The organism is Bradyrhizobium sp. sGM-13 (assembly GCF_018398875.1).
In the GTDB taxonomy this organism is placed as follows: Bacteria; Pseudomonadota; Alphaproteobacteria; order Rhizobiales; family Xanthobacteraceae; genus Bradyrhizobium.
This window is the reverse complement of the sequence record NZ_JAGWDK010000001.1, coordinates 440,672-461,243: the sequence shown is the minus strand read 5'-3', so window position 1 is coordinate 461,243 and position 20,572 is coordinate 440,672. Positions and strand designations below refer to the sequence as shown.

General features: G+C 62.9%; 19 protein-coding genes and 1 pseudogene. 12 read left to right on the top strand and 8 right to left on the bottom strand.

The features are described 5' to 3' along the window. Positions 1-15: 15 nt before the first annotated feature. Both kynA and kynU read right to left on the bottom strand, forming a co-directional pair. Positions 16-855, bottom strand: a complete 840-nt coding sequence (kynA, locus tag KJQ96_RS02160; protein WP_213285039.1) for a tryptophan 2,3-dioxygenase — start codon at positions 853-855, stop codon at positions 16-18. Further along, entirely contained in the window at positions 852-2,045 is a 1,194-nt protein-coding gene (gene kynU, locus KJQ96_RS02155; protein ID WP_213285038.1) for a kynureninase, read from the bottom strand. Before kynU ends, kynA begins: the two co-directional genes overlap by 4 nt. A 163-nt stretch (positions 2,046-2,208) precedes the next feature. On the opposite strand from kynU, the gene KJQ96_RS02150 reads away from it, so the two are divergent. Then, a complete protein-coding gene (locus KJQ96_RS02150) occupies positions 2,209-3,039 on the top strand; it encodes an alpha/beta hydrolase (RefSeq protein ID WP_213285037.1) in 831 nt (276 codons plus the stop codon). A gap of 66 nt (positions 3,040-3,105) precedes the next feature. Here the strand turns inward: KJQ96_RS02150 and KJQ96_RS02145 are convergent, their stop codons facing one another. Continuing rightward, a complete protein-coding gene (locus tag KJQ96_RS02145; protein WP_213285036.1) occupies positions 3,106-4,626 on the bottom strand; it encodes a mannitol dehydrogenase family protein in 1,521 nt (506 codons plus the stop codon). A gap of 120 nt (positions 4,627-4,746) precedes the next feature. On the opposite strand from KJQ96_RS02145, the gene KJQ96_RS02140 reads away from it, so the two are divergent. The 6 genes from KJQ96_RS02140 (at position 4,747) to uxuA (ending at position 10,882) form a co-directional block, all read left to right on the top strand. Then, a complete protein-coding gene (locus KJQ96_RS02140) occupies positions 4,747-5,484 on the top strand; it encodes a FadR/GntR family transcriptional regulator (RefSeq protein ID WP_213285035.1) in 738 nt (245 codons plus the stop codon). Between the two features lie 80 nt (positions 5,485-5,564). Next, positions 5,565-6,542, top strand: coding sequence for a sialic acid TRAP transporter substrate-binding protein SiaP (locus KJQ96_RS02135; RefSeq protein WP_309142350.1), 978 nt, complete (start codon positions 5,565-5,567; stop codon positions 6,540-6,542). 85 nt (positions 6,543-6,627) lie between these two features. Continuing rightward, positions 6,628-7,206 carry a TRAP transporter small permease gene (locus KJQ96_RS02130; protein ID WP_065748849.1) on the top strand — a complete coding sequence of 193 codons (579 nt, stop codon included), beginning with the start codon at positions 6,628-6,630 and terminating at the stop codon, positions 7,204-7,206. Positions 7,207-7,210: 4 nt separating this feature from the next. Next, positions 7,211-8,617 (top strand): TRAP transporter large permease, encoded by a 1,407-nt coding sequence (locus tag KJQ96_RS02125; RefSeq protein ID WP_213285034.1) that lies wholly within the window; start codon positions 7,211-7,213, stop codon positions 8,615-8,617. Beyond that, complete coding sequence (locus KJQ96_RS02120; protein WP_213285033.1) at positions 8,614-9,660, top strand: L-idonate 5-dehydrogenase; 1,047 nt, start codon at positions 8,614-8,616, stop codon at positions 9,658-9,660. Before KJQ96_RS02125 ends, KJQ96_RS02120 begins: the two co-directional genes overlap by 4 nt. Before the next feature lie 31 nt (positions 9,661-9,691). Continuing rightward, a complete protein-coding gene (uxuA, locus tag KJQ96_RS02115; protein ID WP_213285126.1) occupies positions 9,692-10,882 on the top strand; it encodes a mannonate dehydratase in 1,191 nt (396 codons plus the stop codon). 145 nt (positions 10,883-11,027) lie between these two features. On the opposite strand, the gene KJQ96_RS02110 is transcribed toward uxuA, so the two are convergent. Beyond that, complete coding sequence (locus KJQ96_RS02110) at positions 11,028-11,282, bottom strand: hypothetical protein (RefSeq protein WP_213285032.1); 255 nt, start codon at positions 11,280-11,282, stop codon at positions 11,028-11,030. 361 nt (positions 11,283-11,643) lie between these two features. Here KJQ96_RS02110 and KJQ96_RS02105 point away from each other — a divergent pair. After that, positions 11,644-12,878 (top strand): annotated as a pseudogene (locus KJQ96_RS02105) (SulP family inorganic anion transporter); the annotation flags it as partial. A gap of 17 nt (positions 12,879-12,895) precedes the next feature. On the opposite strand, the gene KJQ96_RS02100 reads toward KJQ96_RS02105, so the two are convergent. From KJQ96_RS02100 to KJQ96_RS02085, 4 genes are all read right to left on the bottom strand, one after another. Next, on the bottom strand, positions 12,896-13,477 hold the full coding sequence (locus KJQ96_RS02100) for a DUF2889 domain-containing protein (protein ID WP_213285030.1): 582 nt from the start codon (positions 13,475-13,477) through the stop codon (positions 12,896-12,898). Between the two features lie 29 nt (positions 13,478-13,506). Continuing rightward, on the bottom strand, positions 13,507-14,484 hold the full coding sequence (locus KJQ96_RS02095) for an NADPH:quinone oxidoreductase family protein (RefSeq protein ID WP_213285029.1): 978 nt from the start codon (positions 14,482-14,484) through the stop codon (positions 13,507-13,509). A gap of 84 nt (positions 14,485-14,568) precedes the next feature. After that, positions 14,569-15,642: an LLM class flavin-dependent oxidoreductase gene (locus tag KJQ96_RS02090; RefSeq protein ID WP_213285028.1), complete on the bottom strand. Its 1,074-nt coding sequence runs from the start codon at positions 15,640-15,642 to the stop codon at positions 14,569-14,571. An 80-nt stretch (positions 15,643-15,722) separates the two neighbouring features. Beyond that, positions 15,723-16,481 (bottom strand): FadR/GntR family transcriptional regulator, encoded by a 759-nt coding sequence (locus tag KJQ96_RS02085; RefSeq protein WP_213285027.1) that lies wholly within the window; start codon positions 16,479-16,481, stop codon positions 15,723-15,725. 154 nt (positions 16,482-16,635) lie between these two features. Here KJQ96_RS02085 and KJQ96_RS02080 point away from each other — a divergent pair, with 154 nt between their 5' ends. Genes KJQ96_RS02080 through KJQ96_RS02065 form a run of 4 tightly spaced genes read left to right on the top strand, consistent with a single transcriptional unit; the run spans position 16,636 to position 20,529 of the window. Then, entirely contained in the window at positions 16,636-18,000 is a 1,365-nt protein-coding gene (locus KJQ96_RS02080) for an ABC transporter substrate-binding protein (protein WP_213285026.1), read from the top strand. Continuing rightward, positions 17,997-18,896, top strand: coding sequence for a carbohydrate ABC transporter permease (locus KJQ96_RS02075; RefSeq protein WP_213285025.1), 900 nt, complete (start codon positions 17,997-17,999; stop codon positions 18,894-18,896). Before KJQ96_RS02080 ends, KJQ96_RS02075 begins: the two co-directional genes overlap by 4 nt. Positions 18,897-18,904: 8 nt before the next feature. Beyond that, the gene (locus KJQ96_RS02070) at positions 18,905-19,732 is read left to right on the top strand and encodes a carbohydrate ABC transporter permease (RefSeq protein ID WP_213285024.1); all 828 of its coding nucleotides are present in this window, start codon (positions 18,905-18,907) and stop codon (positions 19,730-19,732) included. Positions 19,733-19,737: 5 nt separating this feature from the next. Next, positions 19,738-20,529, top strand: coding sequence for a shikimate dehydrogenase (locus tag KJQ96_RS02065; RefSeq protein WP_213285023.1), 792 nt, complete (start codon positions 19,738-19,740; stop codon positions 20,527-20,529). Positions 20,530-20,572: the final 43 nt, after the last annotated feature.

The window sequence follows — 20,572 nt, the reverse complement described above, 5'->3', positions numbered from 1 at the left end:
TTATCGGGTGTCGTCTTAAAGCTCTGTTCTCAGCTTCCAGAGTTCCGGAAAAAGTTCGACCTCGAGCATCTTGCGCAAGTAGGAGACGCCGGACGTGCCGCCGGTTCCGCGCTTCAGGCCGATAATGCGCTCGACCGTCGTGACGTGGTTAAAGCGCCAGCGGCGGAAATAGTCTTCGAAATCGACCAGCTTTTCCGCAAGCTCGTAAAGCATCCAGTGTTTCGCCGGCGACGCATAGATGGTCTTCCAGGCCTTCAAAACCTCGTCGTTTGGGGTGCGCTTGCTGCGCCAGTCGGTTCGGCGCGCGTCTTCGCCGATATCGAAACCATTGCGCGCCAGCAGCAGCAACGCCTCGTCATAGAGGCCCGGCTCAGCGAGAATTTCCTCGAGCTTTGCCATGATGTCGGCGCGGTGGGCATGCGGGCCAAGCAGCGCCAAATTGCGATTGCCGGCGAGAAACTCAATCGCGCGGTACTGGTAGGACTGAAAACCCGAGGATTGCCCGAGCTGATCGCGAAACTCGGAGTATTCGCTGGGTGTCATCGTCCGCAACACGTCCCAGGCGGTATTGAGCTGCTCGAAGATCCGGGCGATGCGCGACAGCATCTTGAATGCGGGATGCAACTGGTCGTGGCGGATTGCCTTGATGGCGGAACGGATCTCGTGGATGGCCAGCTTCATCCAGAGTTCGGAAGTCTGGTGCTGGATGATGAACAGCAGTTCGTCATGCGCGTCCGAGAGCGGCTCTTGCGCGTCCAGAACGCGTTCCAGATGCAGATAATCGCTGTAGGACATGCGCCCGTCGAACGACATCTGGGCTGCCTCACGCGAGGAGTCGTCGGGCTTGCCGGTCATGTTACGAGCCCCTTTTTGCGGTAATCCGCGGTATCCCAGCGGCGATTGGTTACGACGTCGGCGATGATTTCGACTGCCGCGCGAACCTCGGCTTCTCCGATGTAGAGCGGCGTAAAGCCGAAGCGCATCATGTCCGGCGCGCGGAAGTCGCCTATCACGTCGCGCGCGATCAGCGCCTGCATGATCGCGTAGCCATCTGGATGACGAAATGAAACCTGGCTGCCGCGCCGCTTTCCGTCCCGCGGCGAAGCCAGCGTCAGTTCGGGACAGCGTCGTTCGACTTCGCGGATGAACAGGTCGGCGAGCACGACCGATGCACGACGCACGTCGGTCATGCTGACGTCGTCCCAGACGTCGAGGGCGGCGTCGAGCGCGGCCATCGCAATGATCGGAGGCGTACCCACCCGCATTCGCTCAATGCCCGGCCCGGCCCGATAGTCGAGGTCAAAGGCAAAGGGTGCATGATGACCCATCCAACCGGAAAGCGCGGGCCGCGCCGTATCGGCGTGCTTCGGCGCAACATAGATGAAGGCTGGCGCGCCAGGACCGGCATTGAGATATTTGTAGGTGCAGCCGACGGCGAAATCGGCTTCGGCTCCTTCCAGGTCGACCGGAATCGCGCCCGCGGAATGCGCCAGATCCCAGATCGTCAAGGCGCCGGCGGCATGCGCCCTGCGCGTCAATGCGCTCATGTCGTGCAGCCGGCCGGTGCGATAGTCGACCTCGGTCAGCATCAGCACCGCGATCGTCTCGTCGATGGCGGCTTCGACGTCTTCGGGGTCCACGACCTTCAACTCGTAGCCACGGTTGAGCGATTCAAGCAGACCGCTGGCGATGTAGAGATCGGAAGGAAAGTTGCCGCTATCCGACAAGATCACGCGCCGCGACGGATTGAGCTCGAGGGCCGAGGCCAGCGCCTGGTAGACTTTGATGGACAGCGTATCGCCCACCACCACCGTTCCGTCGGCAGCACCGATCAACTGACCGATGCGGTCGCCGATACGCCGCGGCTGCGTCATCCACCCGGCGACGTTCCAGCCCTTGATGAGGTGCTTGCCCCATTCCTCCGATATCATGCGGCCGACGCGATCGGCGGCTGCAACGGGCAGGGGACCGAGCGAATTGCCGTCGAGATAGATCAGGCCATCCGGGATGGCGAACAGGGATTTCGTTCGCGTGAAATCGGTCATGTCATTCCCTGGTCCGCGCCCCCTGAATTATTCGCGCTGATATCAATTATTTCAAGCTTGAAATTTATGGGCGGAAGATGCGCTTCCCGGTATAGACTGGTTGCCTGCGGGCACCGATCGAACATCCGCCCGGCCCACAAGATGGAATGGAAACCGAACCCAAGTGATTTTTCATCAGATTTCCGACTGGAACGACGCCTATGCGAATGCTCCGAACATTCCGGGTGGCGAACGCTGGCCGGCGGCGTGGGTGCAGCCCGCGCAGGCGTATCGCGACGCACTTCAAGGCAGCGGCCGCGCGACGCTCGACGTCGGCTATGGCGGGCGCCCGCGAAACCGCTTCGATCTCTTTGGACCGGAAGGCCGGCCAAAGGGGCTGGTCGTCTTCGTCCACGGCGGATTCTGGAAGGCGCTCGACAAGAGCTTCTGGTCGCACCTGGCCCGTGGATCGGTTGAAAGCGGCTATGCGGTGGCGATGCCGTCTTACACGCTATGCCCGACTGTGCGCATCACCGAGATCACGCGCGAGATTGCCGCGGCCGTCGAGCGCGCCGCCGCGATGGTCGAAGGTCCGCTTTTTCTGGCGGGCCATTCCGCCGGCGGGCATCTGGTGACGCGCATGATCTCGGCGACGTCGCCGCTCCCGGACGATGTCCGGGCGCGCATCAACCACACCGTCTCCATTTCCGGCGTTCATGACCTTCGTCCGCTGATGAAGGCCGCCATGAACACGGACCTTCGGATCGATGAGGCCGAGGCGCTCGTGGAAAGCCCTGTATTGCTGGAGCCGATGCCGAATGCGCGCGTAACATGCTGGGTAGGTAGCGCCGAGCGCCCGGAATTCGTCCGCCAGAACGCGCTCCTCGCCAACATCTGGACCGGCCTCGGCGCGAAAACCTGCGTGATCGAAGAACCCGGCCGGCATCATTTCGATGTCATCGACGGGCTCTCCGATCCCGATCACCAACTCACCAGGACCTTGTTGTCTCCGTAGCCTGCCGAATTTCCGAGATGAACGGCGGTTGCGGTGTGGCCTTCACCAGGTGGTTCTGACCTACCATCATGCCGCCTGAAATGTCTGTACAGCCTGACGCGCGCCCAGTGCGTAGAGTTTTGCGAGCGCCTCGATGACGGCGCTGCGCATGCGAGGATCGTTACCGAGCGTGCCGAAGATGGAGCTGACCGCCAGCAGCGCGGGAGCAAGCCGCTCTGCGACCGGGCCGGCACGCTCGGCGATATCAGCCAACTCTCGCGCAAGGGGATCACGCACGTCGATGGCGCGGCCTCGCTCGTCGGTTCCCGTGACGTAACGCATCCAGCCGGCCACCGCGAGCGCGTGGGTATCGATCGGCAGCCCCAGCCGCAGCCGGTCCTGCATGGTCGCGAGCAGCCGTTGCGGCAGCTTCTGCGATCCGTCCATCGCAATCTGCCAGGTGCGATGGTGCAGGGCCGAATTGGAGAAGCGCTGCAGCAGTGATGCGCTATAGGCTGCCAGGTCAGTGCCTTCAGGCATCGCCAGCGTCGGCGCGGCGTCTTGCATCACCTGTCGGGCAAACGCCACAAAGCGATGGTCGGTCATGGTTGCAGCGATGGTCTCAAAGCCTGCGAGATATCCGAGATAGGCGAGCGCCGAGTGGCTGGCGTTGAGCAGCCGCAGCTTCATATGTTCGAACGGCGTTACATCCGAAACCAGTTGCACGCCCGCAGCCGCAAAGTCAGGCCGTCCGGCCGGAAAGCGGTCTTCAACGATCCATTGCGTGAACGGTTCTGTGATAATGGGCCATGCATCGATCATGCCGAGCGCTGAAGAAATCTCCGCCCGGTCGAGGTCCGTGGTTTCGGGCACGATCCGGTCCACCATGGTCGAAGGGAAGGTCACCTCGGCTTCAATCCATTTGGCGAGATTGCGCGATCGCAAGCCGGCGAACTGCGTCACGATCCGTTCGACTGTTTGGCCATTGGCGGAGAGATTGTCACAGGAAAGAACGGTGAAGGGAGCCGTGCTTGCGATCCGCCTGCGCGCGAGCGCGGCCACCAGGTATCCGATGGCCGAACGCGGCGTGCCCGGATTCTGCAGATCGTGAACGATATCGGGATGACGCTCGTCCAGATCGCCGGTCTGCGGCGTATGGCAATAGCCCTTTTCGGTGATCGTCAGCGAGACGATACGCGTGGCCGGGTTGGCCAGGCGCGCAATCAAGTGGCCGGGTTTTTCGGCGGCGACGTCGACAGCGAGAACCGAGCCGATAATGCGGTGATCGGTGCCCGCGCCGGAGCGAACGGCCAGCGTGTAAAGGCCGTCCTGCGGGACGAGGGCATCGCGTGTCGCCGGGCTGCGCAAGCTGGCTCCGATGATTCCCCAATCCATAGCGCCGCCTGCCAGGAGATCGTCGATCACCACCGCCTGGTGGGCCCGGTGGAACGCGCCAATTCCGAGGTGAACGATGCCTGGTGAGATCAGCGAGCGGTCATATGCCGGTTGCCGGATGCGGCCGGGAAGCCGAGGAAGGTTGGCGTTCGAAAGACGGAAATTGCCGTCTTTCGGGTTGAAAAACGGGATTTTCGCCGTGTCGCTTGACATGGAAGGCTCGATCTATCAATCTTTGGTCAATTGGTAAGGCCAATGTCCCGATTTATTGGCCTTATCCCGACCAAGCAAGAAAAATCCGATTCACTTCGGGGATCGTCAGGGGAGCCGAGCGTGCCGCTCGAAGCCGTGGAAGCGCGACGCCTTTATCGCCAGGTTGCCGATCAGCTTCGCGCGTTGATCGACAGCGGCGAATACCGCGTGGGCAGCCGGCTTCCGACCGAACGCGATCTTGCCGAACAGTTGAAGGTGTCGCGGCCGACGGTACGCGAAGCGCTGATTGCTCTGGAAGTCGAGGGCAGGGTTCGGATTCGCGTCGGCTCCGGGATTTATGTCAGTGAGCCGGCGGCGCTCGCACCGCCTTTGCCATTGGCGGCCGAGATCGAAGGCCCGTTCGAACTCCTGCGTGCCCGCGAATTCCTCGAAGGCGCCATCGCCGAACAGGCGGCGCGGGTGGCGACAGCCGAAGATATCGCGCGCATCGATGCTTCGCTGGAGGCGATGGCCACCGTGCAGCATCCGGGCGAAGCCTCGATGATCCATGACCGCGCGTTTCACATCGCGGTGGCCGGATGCCTCGACAACGCCGTGCTGGTCCGCGTGGTCGGCGAGCTGTTCGACCAGCGGCTCAATCCGTATTTCGCCAAGCTCGCGCATTATTTCGAAAATCCGGAATCCTGGAATGCGGCGCTGGCTGAGCACCGCGCGATCCGCGATGCCATCGCCGCGCACGATTCCGATGCCGCCCGCGTGGCGATGCGCGAGCACTTGGCTCGTTCGCAGGCCCGCTTTGCGCAAAATTTCGGAGCGGAAGCTTCGTCCGCCTCGCGCATCCGCGCAGGCAGCGGCTGACGACGAGAATTCGAACGGTTCGGCGAAACGCCGGGCCGGTTGGGTAACAAAAGCAAATTGTAACGACGGAGGAAATTCACGTGTTGAAAAAATTGACGATTGCATTCGCGGCGTCTGCTGCGGCGCTGCTAGCCGCGACCACATCGGGCATGGCGCAGACCAAACTGAAATGGGCCCACGTTTACGAAACCTCGGAGCCGTTCCACACTGCGTCCGTCTGGGCTGCGGGCGAGATCAACAAGCGTACCAACGGGCGCTACCAGATCGATGTCTATCCGGCTTCGCAGCTCGGCAAGGAAACCGACATCAACCAGGGGCTTTCGCTGGGCTCCGTCGACATCATCATTTCCGGCTCGAGCTTTGCGGCCAAGAGCTTTCCGCCGATCGGCGTGACCTACTATCCCTACACCTTCCGCGATGCCGATCATCTCCTGGCCTACACCAAGAGCGACGTCTTCAAGGAGCTCGCCAAGGGCTACGAGGACAAGAGTGGCCATCACATCGTGGCGGTGACCTATTACGGCGTGCGCCACACCTCTTCGAACAAGCAGATCAAGGCCTGCGCCGACATGAAGGGCCTTAAGATGCGCGTGCCTGACGTGCCGGCCTACCTCGCGATGCCGCGCGCCTGCGGCGCCAACACCGCGCCGATCGCCTTTGCCGAGGTTTATCTCGCGCTGCAGAACGGCACCGTGGAAGCCCAGGAAAATCCGCTCACCACGATCGAGGCCAAGAAGTTCTACGAGGTGCAGAAGCACATCGTGCTGACCGGTCACATTGTCGATCACCTCAACACCGTCGTCGCCGGCGCGCTCTGGAAGAAGCTCTCGGAAGAAGACCGCAAGATCTTCACTGACGTCGCCCAGGAAGCGGCAGCAAAGGCTACGGCCGAGATCAAGGCCAACGAGGCCAAGCTGGTCGACTTCTTCAAGCAGAAGGGGCTGACGGTCACCGAGGTCAACAAGGACGAGTTCCGCGACACCGTGATCAAGACCACGAAGTTCGAGACCTTCGACTACCGTAAGTCCGACTGGGATCGCATCCAAGCGGTGAAGTAAACGGCTAGGCCTTCGTCCGTGCTTGCCGCGATATTCGGCGGCAGGCACGGCGGAAGCCTCGAATACGCCAGCTCGGGGAGGGCGCATGTCGACGGTTGAAGTGCACAAGCAGATCACGGCGGACGAGATCGCCCATACGTTTGAGGACGAGGTCCCCAAGGGCGCCGATCTCGGACAATACGCCGCCGAGGATTGGCTGGCGCTCGCGATCTTCTGGATCATGGCGCTGTCCGTCTTCCTGCAGTTCTTCACCCGTTACGTTCTCAACGACAGTTACGCCTGGACCGAGGAGATCGCGACCTATTGCCTGATCGGCGTGGTCTTTATCGGCTCGGCGATGTGCGTGCGGCTGTCGCGGCACATCCAGGTCGATCTGCTGTTTCGCTATCTGCCCCATCTGCCGGCGCGCGCGCTCTCGACGGTCATCGACCTGATACGGATCGCGTTCTTCGGCTATGCGATCAAGTTGGTCTGGCAGTTCATCCAGATCATCGGCGACGAGCGGATGACCACGATCAAATTTCAGAAAGGATTTGTCTATTACGCCGTGCTGCTCGGCTTCGTGCTGATGTTCGCGCGCTCGATCCAGATCGCGGTCGAGAACTGGCGGCGCGGTTACTCCATCCTGGAGCGACCCGGCGCATTCGACGGGACGGAAGGCTGACGCCATGCTGTTGCTGCTTGGGGGATTTCTGCTGCTGATGCTGGTCGGCCTGCCGGTCGCGCTTTCGATGGCAGTGTCGTCGCTGGTGTACATTCTCGTCACCGGCATCACGCCGGATGTCACGCTGGCGCAGCGCATGATTGCCGGCGTCGAAAGCTTCCCGCTGCTCGCCGTGCCGTTCTTCATCCTGGCCGGCAATCTCATGAACATCGCGGGCGTGACCGGCCGGATCTACAAATTCGCGGTCGCGCTGGTGGGCTGGATGCGCGGCGGCCTCGGCCACGTCAATATCGTCGGCTCCGTGATCTTTTCCGGGATGTCCGGCACCGCGATTGCGGACGCCGCAGGGCTCGGCACCATCGAGATCAAGGCGATGAAGGATCACGGCTACTCGACCGAGTTCGCCGTCGGCGTGACCGCGGCGTCCGCCACGCTCGGCCCGATCATTCCGCCGTCGCTGCCGTTCGTGATCTACGGCATGATGGCGAACGTCTCGATCGGCGCGCTGTTTCTGGGCGGCGTGATTCCGGGCGTGTTCATGACGTTGGCCATGATGGCGACCGTGGCCTACTTCGCCCACAAGAACGGCTGGGGCAGCGATACGCCGTTCTCCTGGCCGCAACTCGGCTCGGCCGCGATCGAAATCTTGATCGTGCTGGCGTTCCCGCTGGTTGTTTGGCTGATGGTCGTCGCCGGGCTCTCGGTGAACATGGCGGTCGGGATCGGTCTCGTGGCGCTGCTGGCGCTCGACTGGTATTTCGATTTCTCCGCTGTGATGGCGCTGATGGCTCCTGTCATCCTGATCGGCGGCATGACGCTCGGCTGGTTTACGCCGACCGAAGCCGCAGTCGCCGCCGTGATCTGGTCGCTGTTCCTCGGACTGGTGCGTTACCGCTCGATGACGCTGCAGACCGTCGCCAAGGCGACGTTCGACACCATTGAGACCACGGCATCCGTGCTGTTCATCGTGACCGCGGCGTCGATCTTTGCATGGCTGCTCACGGTGTCGCAGGCGGCGCAGATGCTGACGGATGCGATGCTCGGTATCACCCAGAACAAATGGGTGTTCCTGCTGCTGGCGAACATCCTGATCCTGTTGGTCGGTTGCTTCATCGACACCATCGCCGCCATCACCATTCTGGTGCCGATCCTGCTCCCGATCGTGCTCAAGCTCGGCATCGACCCCATTCATTTCGGCCTGATCATGACGCTGAACCTTATGATCGGTTTGTTGCACCCGCCGCTCGGCATGGTGCTGTTCGTGCTGGCCCGCGTGGCGAAATTGTCCGTCGAGCGCACCACCATGGCGATCCTGCCGTGGCTCGTGCCGCTCCTGTTGGCGCTCGTCGCCATCACCTACATCCCGGAACTGACGCTCTGGCTGCCTAAATACATGGGACTCTCAAAATGACATCGATGGCTTTCGCTGCAACGCTGTTCGGCCCGGAAGATCTGCGCATGGTCGAGCGCCCGCTCGATCCGCTTCCCTCCGGCATGGTGCGCATTCGTTTCGGCGCCGGCGGCATTTGCGGCTCGGACATGCATTATTACCGCCATGCCCGCACCGGCGACTTTATCGTGACCTCGCCGCTGGTACTCGGCCATGAGATTGCGGGTGAGGTGGTCGAGATCGCAGGTTCTGCGCCGGGCGTAAAAGTCGGCGATCGCGTCGCCGTCAACCCGTCGCGCTGGTGCGGCCATTGCAAGCCGTGCCGCGAAGGCCGGCCCAATCTCTGCGAAAACATCTTCTTCATGGGATCGGCCTCGAAGACCCCGCATATGCAGGGCGGCTTTGCGTCTTACTTCGATGCCATCCCGGCGCAGTGCGTGAAGATTCCGGACCACGTGATCTATCAGGCGGCGGCGCTCGCCGAGCCGCTCGCAGTCTGCCTGCATGCGGTCGCTCGCGCCGGGGACGTGACCGGCAAGCGCGCAGTGCTGTTCGGCGCTGGCCCGATCGGTCTGTTGACCATGCTGGCGGCGCAGCGCGCAGGGATTGCGGAGACAACCGTCGTTGACATTGCGGCGGCGCCGCTGGCGTTCGCGACGAGATTAGGCGCCAATCATGTCGTCGATATCTCCGGCGGCGAAGAGGCCCTGAAGGCGCAGGCTGCAGCGCAGCCCTTTGATGTAGCGTTCGAAGTCTCGGGCACCGCGGCGGGCCTGGCCAGCGCGATCGGTGCCGTCAGGCGCGGCGGTGTCGTGGTTCAGGTCGGCAACCTGCCGGGCGGACAGATTCCGGTACCGGCGAATGCGGTGATGGCCAAGGAGATCGACCTTCGCGGCTCGTTCCGCTTCGGGACGGAATTCTTCACGGCGGTCGAACTGATCGCCGACGGCAGCGTAGACGTGCTCTCGCTGGTGACGGCGCAACGTCCGCTCGCGGTCGCGCCTGATGCGGTGCGGCTGGCGCTCGACCGTTCGCAAAGCGTCAAGGTCGTGCTGACCGCTTGATGGCCGTTTTCATTTCAGGAGCTTCCGGATGATGCTGCAGGGATGGCGGTGGTACGGACCCAACGATCCCGTATCGCTCGACGATATCCGTCAGGCCGGCGCGACCGACGTGGTAACGGCGCTGCATCAGGTGCCGATCGGCGAGGCCTGGACGCGCTCAGCCGTCGAGGAGCGGAAGAACCTGATCGAGAACTCGCAACCGGGCCGCTCGCCGCTGACCTGGTCGGTGGTGGAATCGATCCCGATTCCTGATGACGTGAAGCGGTTAGGGGGCAAGGCGACGCGCTCGATCGAGGCCTGGATCGCGAGCTTGGAGGCGGTCGCCGCCGCCGGTATCAAGATCATCTGCTACAATTTCATGCCGGTGGTGGACTGGTGCCGCACCGATCTCGAATGGGAGCTGCCGAACGGCGCCAAGGCGATGCGCTTCGACCAGGACCGGTTCGCAGCGTTCGACCTGCACATCCTGCAGCGGCCGGAAGCGCCTGCGGAATATTCCGAGGCTGCGCAGCGCCGCGCCAGGCAGGTCTATGAAGCGATGACGCAGGCCGCTATCGACGTCCTCATCACCAACATTGCCAGCGCGCTGCCGGGATCCACCACCGATCCCCTGACCATTCCGCAATTCCGCGACCGCCTGCAGCAGTATCGCGGCATTGATTCCAAGGTGCTGCGTCAGCACTTAAGCGAATTTCTCGCGCGCGTCGCACCGGTGGCGGAGCAGCTCGGGGTAACGTTGACCCTGCATCCCGACGATCCGCCGCGCCCGCTGTTTGGCCTGCCGCGCATCGCTTCGTCGGCAGAGGACTATCAGGCGCTGTTCGACGCGGTGCCATCCAAGGCCAATGGCATCTGCTTCTGCACCGGCTCGCTCGGCGCGCGCGCGGAGAACGATCTGCCCGCGATGGCCAAACGCTTCGCGCCGCGGATCGGCTTTGCCCATCTGCGGGCGACCAAGCGGGAAGCCGACGGCCTGTCGTTCTTCGAATCCGATCATCTCGATGGTGACGTCGATATGATCGCGGTGTTGAAGGCTTTGCTGGCGGAGAACCGAACGCGTTCGCCGGACAATCAGATCGTGTTCCGGCCGGACCATGGCCACCGCATGCTCGACGATCTCGCCGCGACCAAGCGCACCAATCCCGGCTACACCGCGATCGGCCGGCTGCGCGGGCTAGCCGAGTTGCGCGGTGCTATCCGCGCCATTGAACACGCCGGGTAATTGCACTTCTGTCCGCTTCAGCCCCTGCTTCGCCGCCAACCAGCTCAGCATCGCGCTCATCTCGACGATGAGCGAAATCAGTGAATGCGTACGGTTGTGAATGAACCGGCAGTTACGCGCGCAAGGATTCGATTCACCCCGCGATTTACGGCGCGACGTTCCCGGTGTGCTTGCCGGACGCACGGACCGATGAACGTTCGAACTCGTGAGGGACATCCATCAGGTGCATCACCTCGATGCAATCGGCGTTCAGGCGGTCGTTGTCGACCAGCCGCCCCGCAAGCACCTTCGCCTGAGAGGGATCGTCGGACTGCACATCGACCCAGCGCTGGAGGCACTTGAAGCTGTGACCGTCGGAATTCAAGAGATCTTTGTAGAAGGAGACGCGGTAATTGCTCATCTTGGCACTCCCCGTCGATCCGGCATCTAGGTGCTAGCTTATACTCTCAGGCGCCGACGTCGGCCAGCCGGTTGGCAGCCCACGAAGTCGATTTAATCTAACGCGCTGTTCGAGATGCCGGCCATGCACCCTGTAGCTGTGTGAGGCGCCAAAAAGCTGCCGGGAGGATCGAGGCGGCGACGGCGCTTGCGCCGAGTGCCAGTAAACTCGTCCCACGGTCGGCAGCCAGCCGGGGCTACGCAATGGACCGGCGTCATGCTCGGTCTCGTCCGGGCGAAATGGGCCCCTATTCGAGCCGGTGGCCGCCCGGTGTGTGTTCCATTATATATAGTTCTCGAATCCACCCTGGCTCCGCCCATAAATGCCCGACGGTACCGCCACCGCCCATCATTACCGACCCAAGCTCGTCACCGTTCTGTGGAGGGCTACGGTCTTGCCAGCTTTCGGAAGGACATGCTGGCGGCGCTCACGGTTGCGATTGTCGCTCTGCCGCTCTCGATGGCGATTGCCGTCGCCTCGGGCGTATCGCCCGAGCGGGGATTATACGCCGCCGTCATCGGCGGCTTTTTAGTATCGGCGCTCGGCGGCAGCCGCTACCAGATCGGCGGCCCCGCCGGCGCATTCATCGTCCTGGTATCGGCCACGGTGACGCGGTTCGGTCTGGAAGGGCTGCTGCTGACGGTTTTCATCTCCGGCTTCATGCTGACGCTGATCGGCCTTTTGCGGCTCGGCGCGCTGATCCGTTATATCCCTCATGCGGTGACCGTCGGCTTCACCTGCGGCATCGCGATCACGATCTTTGCCAGCCAGCTTCGGGATCTCGGCGGCCTGAAGCTTCCGGCTGCCGAACCGGGGCTGCTGCTGCCCAAGCTTGCAATGCTCGGCCAGTCCTTGCCGACCATCTCGCCGGCTGCGGTCGCGATCGGCAGCGGCTCGGCGGCCCTGATCTTCCTGCTGCGGCGGCTTTCGCCGAATGCGCCAGGAATGCTGATCGCGGCAGTCGCCGCCTGGCTGTTCCATTTGCCGGTGGAGACGATCGGCAGCCGTTTCGGCGAGCTTCCGGATGGATTGCCGGGACCGCGTCTGCCGGCGATCTCTTATGCGACCGTGCTCGAGGTATTGCCGGCGGCGCTGTCGTTCACGCTGCTCGGGGCGGTCGAAAGCCTGCTATCCGCAAAGGTCGCCGACGGCATGACCGGGCGCAAGCACCGCTACAACATGGAGGTCGTGGCGCAAGGCATCGCCAACGTCGCGTCCGCTTTGTTCGGCGGCATCAGCGTCACCGGCACGATCGCCCGCACCGCGACCAATATCCGTGCGGGGGCCTGCAGCCCGGTCTCCGGCATGACCCATGCGCTCTTCGTACTGGTGTTCATGGTGGCCGCAGCTCCGCTCGCAAGTTTTGTCCCGTTGTCGGCGCTGGCGGGCGTGCTGGTCGTCGTCTGCTGGAATATGGCAGAGAAGGAGGAGTTTCTTCGCCTGCTTCGCAACTGGCGCAGCGCGGCGGTGCTGATCGCAACCTTCGGCCTGACGCTGATCGAAGACCTGACGGTTGGCATCATCGCCGGCTGCGCCTTGGCCGCGGCGTTTGCGATCTACGATCGCGTCCGCGCCTAATCCTTTGCCGCTGGCTTGGTCGCGAATTGCGGAAACATCGCCGCGACGATTGGGCCGTCGGTGCGCCAGGAATGGCAGCCGCCGATGAAGAACGGACGCTGGCCGGAGTTCTGCTGGTTCTCCAGCGTATCGCGGCCTTCCGGATTTCTGCCATAGGACATGGTCTGGTACAGCGTGGTCACGGCGGGGCCGAGCAATTCGGCGAGATGCGTGCAGGTCTCGATCTGGCCGATCTTGCGTCGCACCGTCTCGCGCCAGCCCGGGCCTATCCGCTCGCCGACCAGGCGCTGCAAGATCGGCTCGACCTCGATGCAGGTCGGGTAGGGCGTGGCGCGCATCATCGCCTCCGCCTCGCGGATGGTCATACCGTCGTCGATCGCCAGCCGCAGGCCGATATCGTGCACGGGATCGCCCGGCTTCAGTTCGCTGCGGAAACGATCGGCACGCTGGGTGAAAGGTTTGGTGTCCCGCAGCCACGCCTCGACTTCCCAGAGCCCGTCGTCCCGCAGAAAGCCTTCGCATTCGACCGATCTCGTATGCATCAGGCGACGCGCTGGCTTGCTGTTTTCCAGAGACATCAGTTCGTATCCTGCTTCGATGCGTCGCTTCAGCCGAATTTCACGATCATCTTGCCGAGCGCCGACCGCGACTGCATGGTCTTGAACGCCTCGCGGAAATTCTCGAACGGCACGATCTTACCGACCACGGGCTGCAATTTGCCCGATGCCAGCCAGTCGAACAATTGCGCCATCAGGCGGGTGTGCGTCTCCGGCTCGCGCTTCTGGATCTGGGCGAGGTCGACGCCGAGCAGCGCGCCGCCCTTGAGCAGCGGCAGGTTGAACGCCAGCGCTGGAATAGTGCCGGAGGCGAATCCGACGACGAGGTGCCGCCCGCGCCAGGCGATCGAGCGAAACGCCTGCAGCGATACTTCGCCGCCGACGGGATCGAAAATGACATCCGGGCCATGCCCGCCGGTCAGTTCTTTCAGCGTCTCCCGCCAATGCGCCTGGGTGTAGTCGATGGTCTGATCGGCGCCGTGATGAACCGCGAAGTCGCGCTTTTCCGGCGTTGAGGCCGCGGCGATCACCCGCGCGCCCATCAGTCTGCCGATCTGGACGGCTGCGATGCCGACGCCGCCGGCGGCGCCCAGCACCAGCAATATCTCGCCTTCGCGCAGCGCCGCGCGGGCGTCCAGCGCGTAAAGCCCGGTCAGATAGTTGGCTTGAAACGACGCGCCGGCCTCGAACGGAACTTGCGGCGGCAGGTGCTGGAGAGCCGCAGACGGCACCGAGATATATTCCGCCAGCGCGCCGGAACGGGCCATGCCGATCACCGGCATGCCCGGCTTGAACGCGCCGGTATTGTCGGCGACGGCCTCGACCGTTCCGGCAAACTCCGTTCCCGGCACGAATGGCAGCGGGTCCTTGGTCTGATAGAGCCCCTGCACCTTCAAGCCATCGACGAAGCCGACTGCCGCGGCGCCGATCCTGACGCGGACTTCACCCGCGGCGAGGCCGGGCGTATCGATCTCCTTGATCGAAATACCGTCGATCGAATTGTAGTTCTCGACAACGACCGCCTTCATGCAAATTCTTTCATACGTTTTCTCTTCATGTCCCAAGATCTTGCGCCGGTATCCTGAGGTGGCTGCGGATACTTGAGGTGAACTCTATTCGGCTGCTTCGGCCTGCCGATCGATCGCCAGCGCCCCTTGCTTGATGAGTGGAATCAAGTCGCGGCCGATCGCCATCGTGTCGTGCGGATTCTCGAAACCGCGCAGCAAGAAGGAATGAATGCCGAGCCGGTAATATTCCAGCACCGCCGCCGCGATCTGCTCGGGCGTTCCGACCAGGCATGACGTGTTGCCGGGCGCGCCGGTGGCACGCGCAATCCCCATCCATAGCCGCTCGTCATGGACGTCGCCGCGCGCGGCGTAGCCGAGCAGGCGTTCGGCGGAATGATTGGTCGGCTGCGGCGCGGCACCGGTCTTGCGTTCGACATCCGCCAGCAGCGCGTTCGCCTTGTCCCACGCCGCGCCTTCGCTGTCCGCCATGATCGGCCGCAGCGACATGTTGAAGCCGACGCTGCGCCCAAAGGCGGCTGCTCGGCGGCGGAAATCCTGCAGCCGTTCCCGCGTTTCCTTCAGCGGCTCGCCGAAAATCGCGAACACGTCGCAATGTTTGGCGCCCATCTCCAGCGCGCCCTCCGACGAGCCGCCGAAAAAGAGCGGAGGGAAGGGCTGCTGGTATGGCTTGATATCGGAGAAACCGCCCTCGACGCGGTAGAACTCGCCCCTGTGATCGATCGGGCTGTCGCTGGTCCAGAGTTTTTGCATCACCTCCAGATATTCGCCGGCGCGGCGATAGCGGTCATTCTTGGGCAGGAAGTCGCCTTCACTCGCCTGGTCCGCGTCGCTGGTGCCGGCGATGATATGCAGTGCCATCCGGCCCTGCGTGAGCTGGTCGAAAGTCGCGACCTGCCGCGCGGCCAGTGCGGGGGCCACCGAGCCCGGCCGGTGTGCGATCAGGAACTTGATCCTCTCGGTGTGATCGGCTGCATAGAGCGCAATCGCAAAGCCTTCGGCGGCGGAGGCGTAATAACCAACAAGAACGGAATCATAGTTCCACTGCTCATGCAGGCGAGTGAAGTCGATCACCCATTGGCGGGAAATCTGTCCCTTGATCAGGTGAACCGCGGCGCCCTCCTGCTGGGTCCCGATCATTCCGATGATTCTTGCGGGCATTTGTGTTTCCCCGGACGTTGATGCTTGATCCGAATGAAACGCGCATCGTTTAGGGAATGCAAGCGCTTAGCGACTTGCGTTTACGCGCCGTCTTGACGTCCGGTTTCCGCTGCGACCGTCTCGCCAGTTTTGCGGCGTGACAGGGCAGAAGTGATATTGCGTTCGGTCAGGTCCATCAGGCGGAGCATCGCGCGGCGCGCGCCGTCGGGATTGCGTGCCCAGATCTCGTCGAGGATCGCGCGGTGATAGGGCAGGCTTTTGCGCGGCGCGCCGGGATTCAAGGTCGATAGTTCGAACGACATGCGCAGCGCCGCCTCGACGGTGGCGCCGAACGCGACCAGGAAATCATTGCCCGTCGCGGTCAGGATGCCGCGGTGAAAGCGAAGGTCGGGCTCGGAGTAGGCGCGGCTATCCATGCCGGCGGCGTCCATCTCGCGATAGGCCCGTTCGATACGGGCGAGGTCGACATCCGAGCCGCGCTCGGCGCAGATCGCGCAGGCCTCCGGTTCCACGATCCGGCGCACCTGCGTGAGCTGCCGGGCGAACTCTTCGCTCGGCCGTTCTGCCCAGGTCCATTCCAGGAGCTCGGCGTCCAGCATGTTCCAGTTGATCCGCTCGCGCACGTGTGTGCCGGCCTTCTGGCGGGCCGCGATCAATCCCTTGGCCTTGAGAATGGACAGAGACTCCCGGATCGAGGTGCGGCTGACGTCGAATTGCGAGGCGAGCTCGATCTCCCGCGGCAGCGTGCTTCCCTCCTGCCACGTGCCGGAGACGATGAGCTTGGCGATTTCCCGCGCGACGTGGGTGTTGGACTGACGGAGTTCGACGTCCCTGGGCAAATCGTGGACCTCAAGCCTTGAAATAATATTGTCTGCTTTATTGCGATGCGATGTCAATTCATACCGGAAAAACAGTGTACGCGGGAGAAGCATCCTTTTGACAGCATATTTTATGTCGGTCATATTGTCCAAAAAGACCGTCAGGGAGGGTGCCATGACCAAGAAGAATTCGAGCCATAAATCCGTGGGCTTTAGCCGCCGAGCGCTGCTTCAGACCGGCGCCGCCGCTCTCGGCGCGGCCGCATTTCCGCTGCCGGCCATTGCACAAACAAAACCGTTTGCCGGCGTCACGCTGCGCGGCGCGTCCTTTCAGCACCGCTTTTTCACGCTGCTGCAGAACTACATCCCGGAGTTCGAGGCGCAGACCGGCATGAAGGTTGATCTGCAGCTCTCGGCGTTTCCGGTCTACAATCAGCAGGCCAATCTCGAATTGTCGTCGGGCGGCTCGGCGTTCGATTTCGTCAACGTCACCTTCATCCTGGCCGCGCGCTGGGTGGCGGCAGGGCTACTCGCTAATCTCGACGAGTTCACCGGCGATCCCAACCTGACGCCGGCGGGATGGAATCCGAAGGATTTCGTCGAGGGCGCGCAGGTACCATACCGCGACGCCAAGGGCGCCACCTACGGCTATTCCTGGGAAGGCGGGGCCATGGTGATGGGCCTGTCGCGCATGGATCTGATGGAGAAAAAAGGCCTCAAGATTCCGAAGACCTTTGCTGAATTGCAGCAGGTCTGCGCCGAGATCAACGGCACCGACAACGTCAACGGCATCGTCAGCTTCCAGCTCCATCACTGGTGCCTGCCGCCCTACATCCAGGGCTTTGGCGGCAACATCTTCCGCAAGCCGCCTGCCGACATCATGCCGACGCTGAACTCGCCGGAGGCGATTCAGGCCGTTGATTATTACGCGAACCTTCTGAAGAACTACGCGCCGAAGGGCGTGCTCACCTATACCGAGGATCAGGCGCGGCAATCCCACATGACCGGCCGCTCCAACATCTTCATTCATTCGAGCGCCTGGATTACGCCGATCCTGCTCTCGAACGACAGCAAGGTGAAAGACACCTCACGCGTCGTCAGGATGCCCGCCGGGCCTGTGCACGACTACCCAGCCGCCAACAGCCAGGGCCTCGGCATTCCCAAGAACGCCAAGAACAAGAAAGCGGCGTGGGAATTCATCAAATGGGCGCTCAGCCCCGAAATCTCGATGCGGCTGGTCAAGGAGCACGGCCATTCCTCGGTCTGCCGCAGATCCGTGATCGAGAGTGAGGAATACCGCAAGCTGAACACCGTCAACGGCCAGGACCTTGGCGCGCTCTATCTCGAAGTGCTGGGACTGCCGGCCAAGGGCGAGAACTACATGGCCTATCGCACGGTGAAGGAGTTCCCGATCGTTGGCGATGTCCTCAACAAGGCGTTCGAGCAGGTGGCGACCGGGCAGCTCGCAGCCCAGGCTGCGATGAACGCAGCGCAGGAGCAGGCGGTCGCCAATCTCCGCCGCGCCGGGACCGCACTTTGAGCGGAGAAGGACTGGTCGACGCCGAGCGCCGCCGCTTCAATCGCATCGCGCTGGCGCCGAGCCTGATCGTGTTGTTCGTGATCGCAGGCTTGCCTGCGATCTATCTTGTCGTGATCAGCCTGACGCCGTTCCAACTTGTCAATCCGGGATCGTCGACCGATTTCTCTTCGCCGTTGCGGAATTATCGCCTGCTCCCGGGCGACCCGCGCTTCGTCAATTCGCTATGGGTGCAGGCCAAGCTGTCGTTCTGGGGCGTGCTGTTGCAGGTCCTGTTCGGCATGCTGCTGGCGCTATTGCTGCACACGCAGTCGCGCGTCGTGGAATTCGCCCGCACGCTGTTCCTGATTCCGATGGTGCTGCCGCCGATCGTCGTGGCGATCATCTGGAAGCTGATCTACACGCCCGACATCAGCCCGCTCTATTACGCCGCAAGCCTGCTCAACGTGACCATGCCGTCGCTGACTTCGAGCGTCGATTTCGCGCTGACCGCGATCATCATCGCCGACACCTGGGAATGGATGCCCTTCACCTTCCTGATGGTATTGGCCGCGCTGCAGACCATTCCGGAGGAATTTTCCGAGGCCGCCCTGGTCGACGGCGCCAACCGGCTGCAGATCTTCTTCTACATCACGCTGCCCTTCATCACGCCGATCCTGGTCATCTCGGGCATGTTTCGCCTGATCGATAGCGTCAAGGCATTTCCGCTGGTGTTCCTCTTGACCGGCGGCGGGCCGGGCAGCGTCACCGAGGTGACCAACTATTATGCCTATCTGCTCGCATTCGACTTCAACGAAATCGGCTATTCCAGTTCGGTCACGATCGTGATGCTGCTGCTCGTCGTCGCGGTCAGCCTCGGTGTGGTGTGGATGGGCCGCCGCCGCGAGGCCATGGCATGAGTGGGGGCATGACAGGCCCGGTCCGCCGTTCGGCCAGCCCGCGCCGGCTCGTTGCGATCGGCGTGACGCTCATCATGCTGCTGTCGCCGTTCCTCTGGCTCTTGCAGATGAGCTTCAAGTCCAACGACCTGATCCTGCAGTTTCCGCCGCCCTTGATCTTCACGCCAACGCTGCAAAATTATGCGTCGCTCTGGCAAGGCGCGTTCGCGGCCTCCTTTGTCAACAGCCTGATGAGTGCGTCATTCTCCACGGCGCTGGCGCTCATTCTGGGGGTGCCTGCGGCCTACGCGTTGTCGCGCTGGGCGGGGCGGGGAAAGCACGCGCTGAGCTTTGCGATCCTGGTGACGCGGATGGCGCCGCCGATCGCGTTCACGATACCGTTCTTCCTGTTCTATCGCTGGATCGGGCTGCTCGACACCGTCACCGGACTGGTGCTGGTCTACACCAGTTTCAACCTGCCGCTGGTGATCTGGATGATGCAGCCTTTTTTTGAAACCGTGCCGTCGTCGCTGGAAGAGGCGGCGCTGGTCGACGGTGCGTCGACACGGGTGGTCTTTCTGCAGATCGTGCTGCCGATGGTCGCGCCCGGCATCGCCGCCACCGCGATCCTGTGCTTCCTCTACGCCTGGAACGACTTCTTCTTTGCGCTGATCCTGACGCGGACCCACGCGCGCACCGCGCCGGTCGCCGTGGTCAACTTCATGAACTACGAGGGATGGGAGTGGGGCAAGATCGCCGCGGGTGGCTCGCTGGTGATGGCGCCGGTCCTGATTTTCTCGCTCGCCGTGCGCCGCTATCTGGTGAGCGGGCTGACGGCGGGCGCCGTGAAAGGGTAAGAGCGATGCGGCTTCCGACCGGTGCTTCACGATTTGTATTTATCTTTGCCCATCCGGCCGGACATGTCGGCGCGCCCCGTCACTACACGCCTTACTTTCAAGGCGCAGGGCTGGACTGGCACATGGTGCCGCTCGACATCGCGCCGGAACAACTTTCTGAGACGATCCGCACGCTCGCGAAATCGCCGAGCGTCGCCGGCTTCAATCTCACAATGCCGCACAAGCCGGCGGCGTTCGAGCTGTGCGATGCGGTCGGGCCGGCCGCCGAGTTCGAAGGCGTCGTCAACACGATCCGGATCGAGTCCGGTGGACGACTGGTCGGCGAATCCTTTGATGGCGGCGGTTTCCTGAATGCGGCGCGTGAGGAGAGAATATTCGATCCCGACCGCCGCTGCGTCGTGATCGGGGCGGGGGGAGCCGGCCGCGCGATCTGTCACGCGCTGGCTGCCGCAGGCGTGAGGCGGCTGCGAATCCTGAACGAAACGCCAGGGCCGGTCGAAATCCTCGCCCGAAAGCTTCGCAGCCGCTTCGCCGATCTCGAGATCTGCCTCGACGAAAGATTCGATGACGCTGGCCTGCTCGTCAACGCCACCTCGTTTGGGCTTCGGGAGACGGACGCCCTGCCGATGAATCCCGCGAGGCTGCCGGATGATTGCGCCGTATTCGATATCATTGCCGCCCGCCGGACCGAGTTCATGCAAGCCTGCGCCGCGCGCGGCCTGAAGGTGGTCGATGGCGTCGCGATGATCAAACACCAGTTGCCGCTGCAGACCGCATTCTGGCGCGGCGAATCCTGAGCGATCGCGCATCGCAACGGCGCGCCATCATGCCAAGGTTCCC

What these genes read in the sequence shown, in the direction of transcription:
- kynA (WP_213285039.1), bottom strand. Translation starts at nt 855, where the DNA reads ATGACCGGCAAGCCCGACGACTCCTCGCGTGAGGCAGCCCAGATGTCG.
- kynU (WP_213285038.1), bottom strand. Translation starts at nt 2,045, where the DNA reads ATGACCGATTTCACGCGAACGAAATCCCTGTTCGCCATCCCGGATGGC.
- KJQ96_RS02145 (WP_213285036.1), bottom strand. Translation starts at nt 4,626, where the DNA reads ATGTCAAGCGACACGGCGAAAATCCCGTTTTTCAACCCGAAAGACGGC.
- KJQ96_RS02130 (WP_065748849.1), top strand. Translation starts at nt 6,628, where the DNA reads ATGTCGACGGTTGAAGTGCACAAGCAGATCACGGCGGACGAGATCGCC.
- KJQ96_RS02125 (WP_213285034.1), top strand. Translation starts at nt 7,211, where the DNA reads ATGCTGTTGCTGCTTGGGGGATTTCTGCTGCTGATGCTGGTCGGCCTG.
- KJQ96_RS02120 (WP_213285033.1), top strand. Translation starts at nt 8,614, where the DNA reads ATGACATCGATGGCTTTCGCTGCAACGCTGTTCGGCCCGGAAGATCTG.
- uxuA (WP_213285126.1), top strand. Translation starts at nt 9,692, where the DNA reads ATGCTGCAGGGATGGCGGTGGTACGGACCCAACGATCCCGTATCGCTC.
- KJQ96_RS02110 (WP_213285032.1), bottom strand. Translation starts at nt 11,282, where the DNA reads ATGAGCAATTACCGCGTCTCCTTCTACAAAGATCTCTTGAATTCCGAC.
- KJQ96_RS02100 (WP_213285030.1), bottom strand. Translation starts at nt 13,477, where the DNA reads ATGTCTCTGGAAAACAGCAAGCCAGCGCGTCGCCTGATGCATACGAGA.
- KJQ96_RS02095 (WP_213285029.1), bottom strand. Translation starts at nt 14,484, where the DNA reads ATGAAGGCGGTCGTTGTCGAGAACTACAATTCGATCGACGGTATTTCG.
- KJQ96_RS02090 (WP_213285028.1), bottom strand. Translation starts at nt 15,642, where the DNA reads ATGCCCGCAAGAATCATCGGAATGATCGGGACCCAGCAGGAGGGCGCC.
- KJQ96_RS02080 (WP_213285026.1), top strand. Translation starts at nt 16,636, where the DNA reads ATGACCAAGAAGAATTCGAGCCATAAATCCGTGGGCTTTAGCCGCCGA.
- KJQ96_RS02070 (WP_213285024.1), top strand. Translation starts at nt 18,905, where the DNA reads ATGACAGGCCCGGTCCGCCGTTCGGCCAGCCCGCGCCGGCTCGTTGCG.
- KJQ96_RS02065 (WP_213285023.1), top strand. Translation starts at nt 19,738, where the DNA reads ATGCGGCTTCCGACCGGTGCTTCACGATTTGTATTTATCTTTGCCCAT.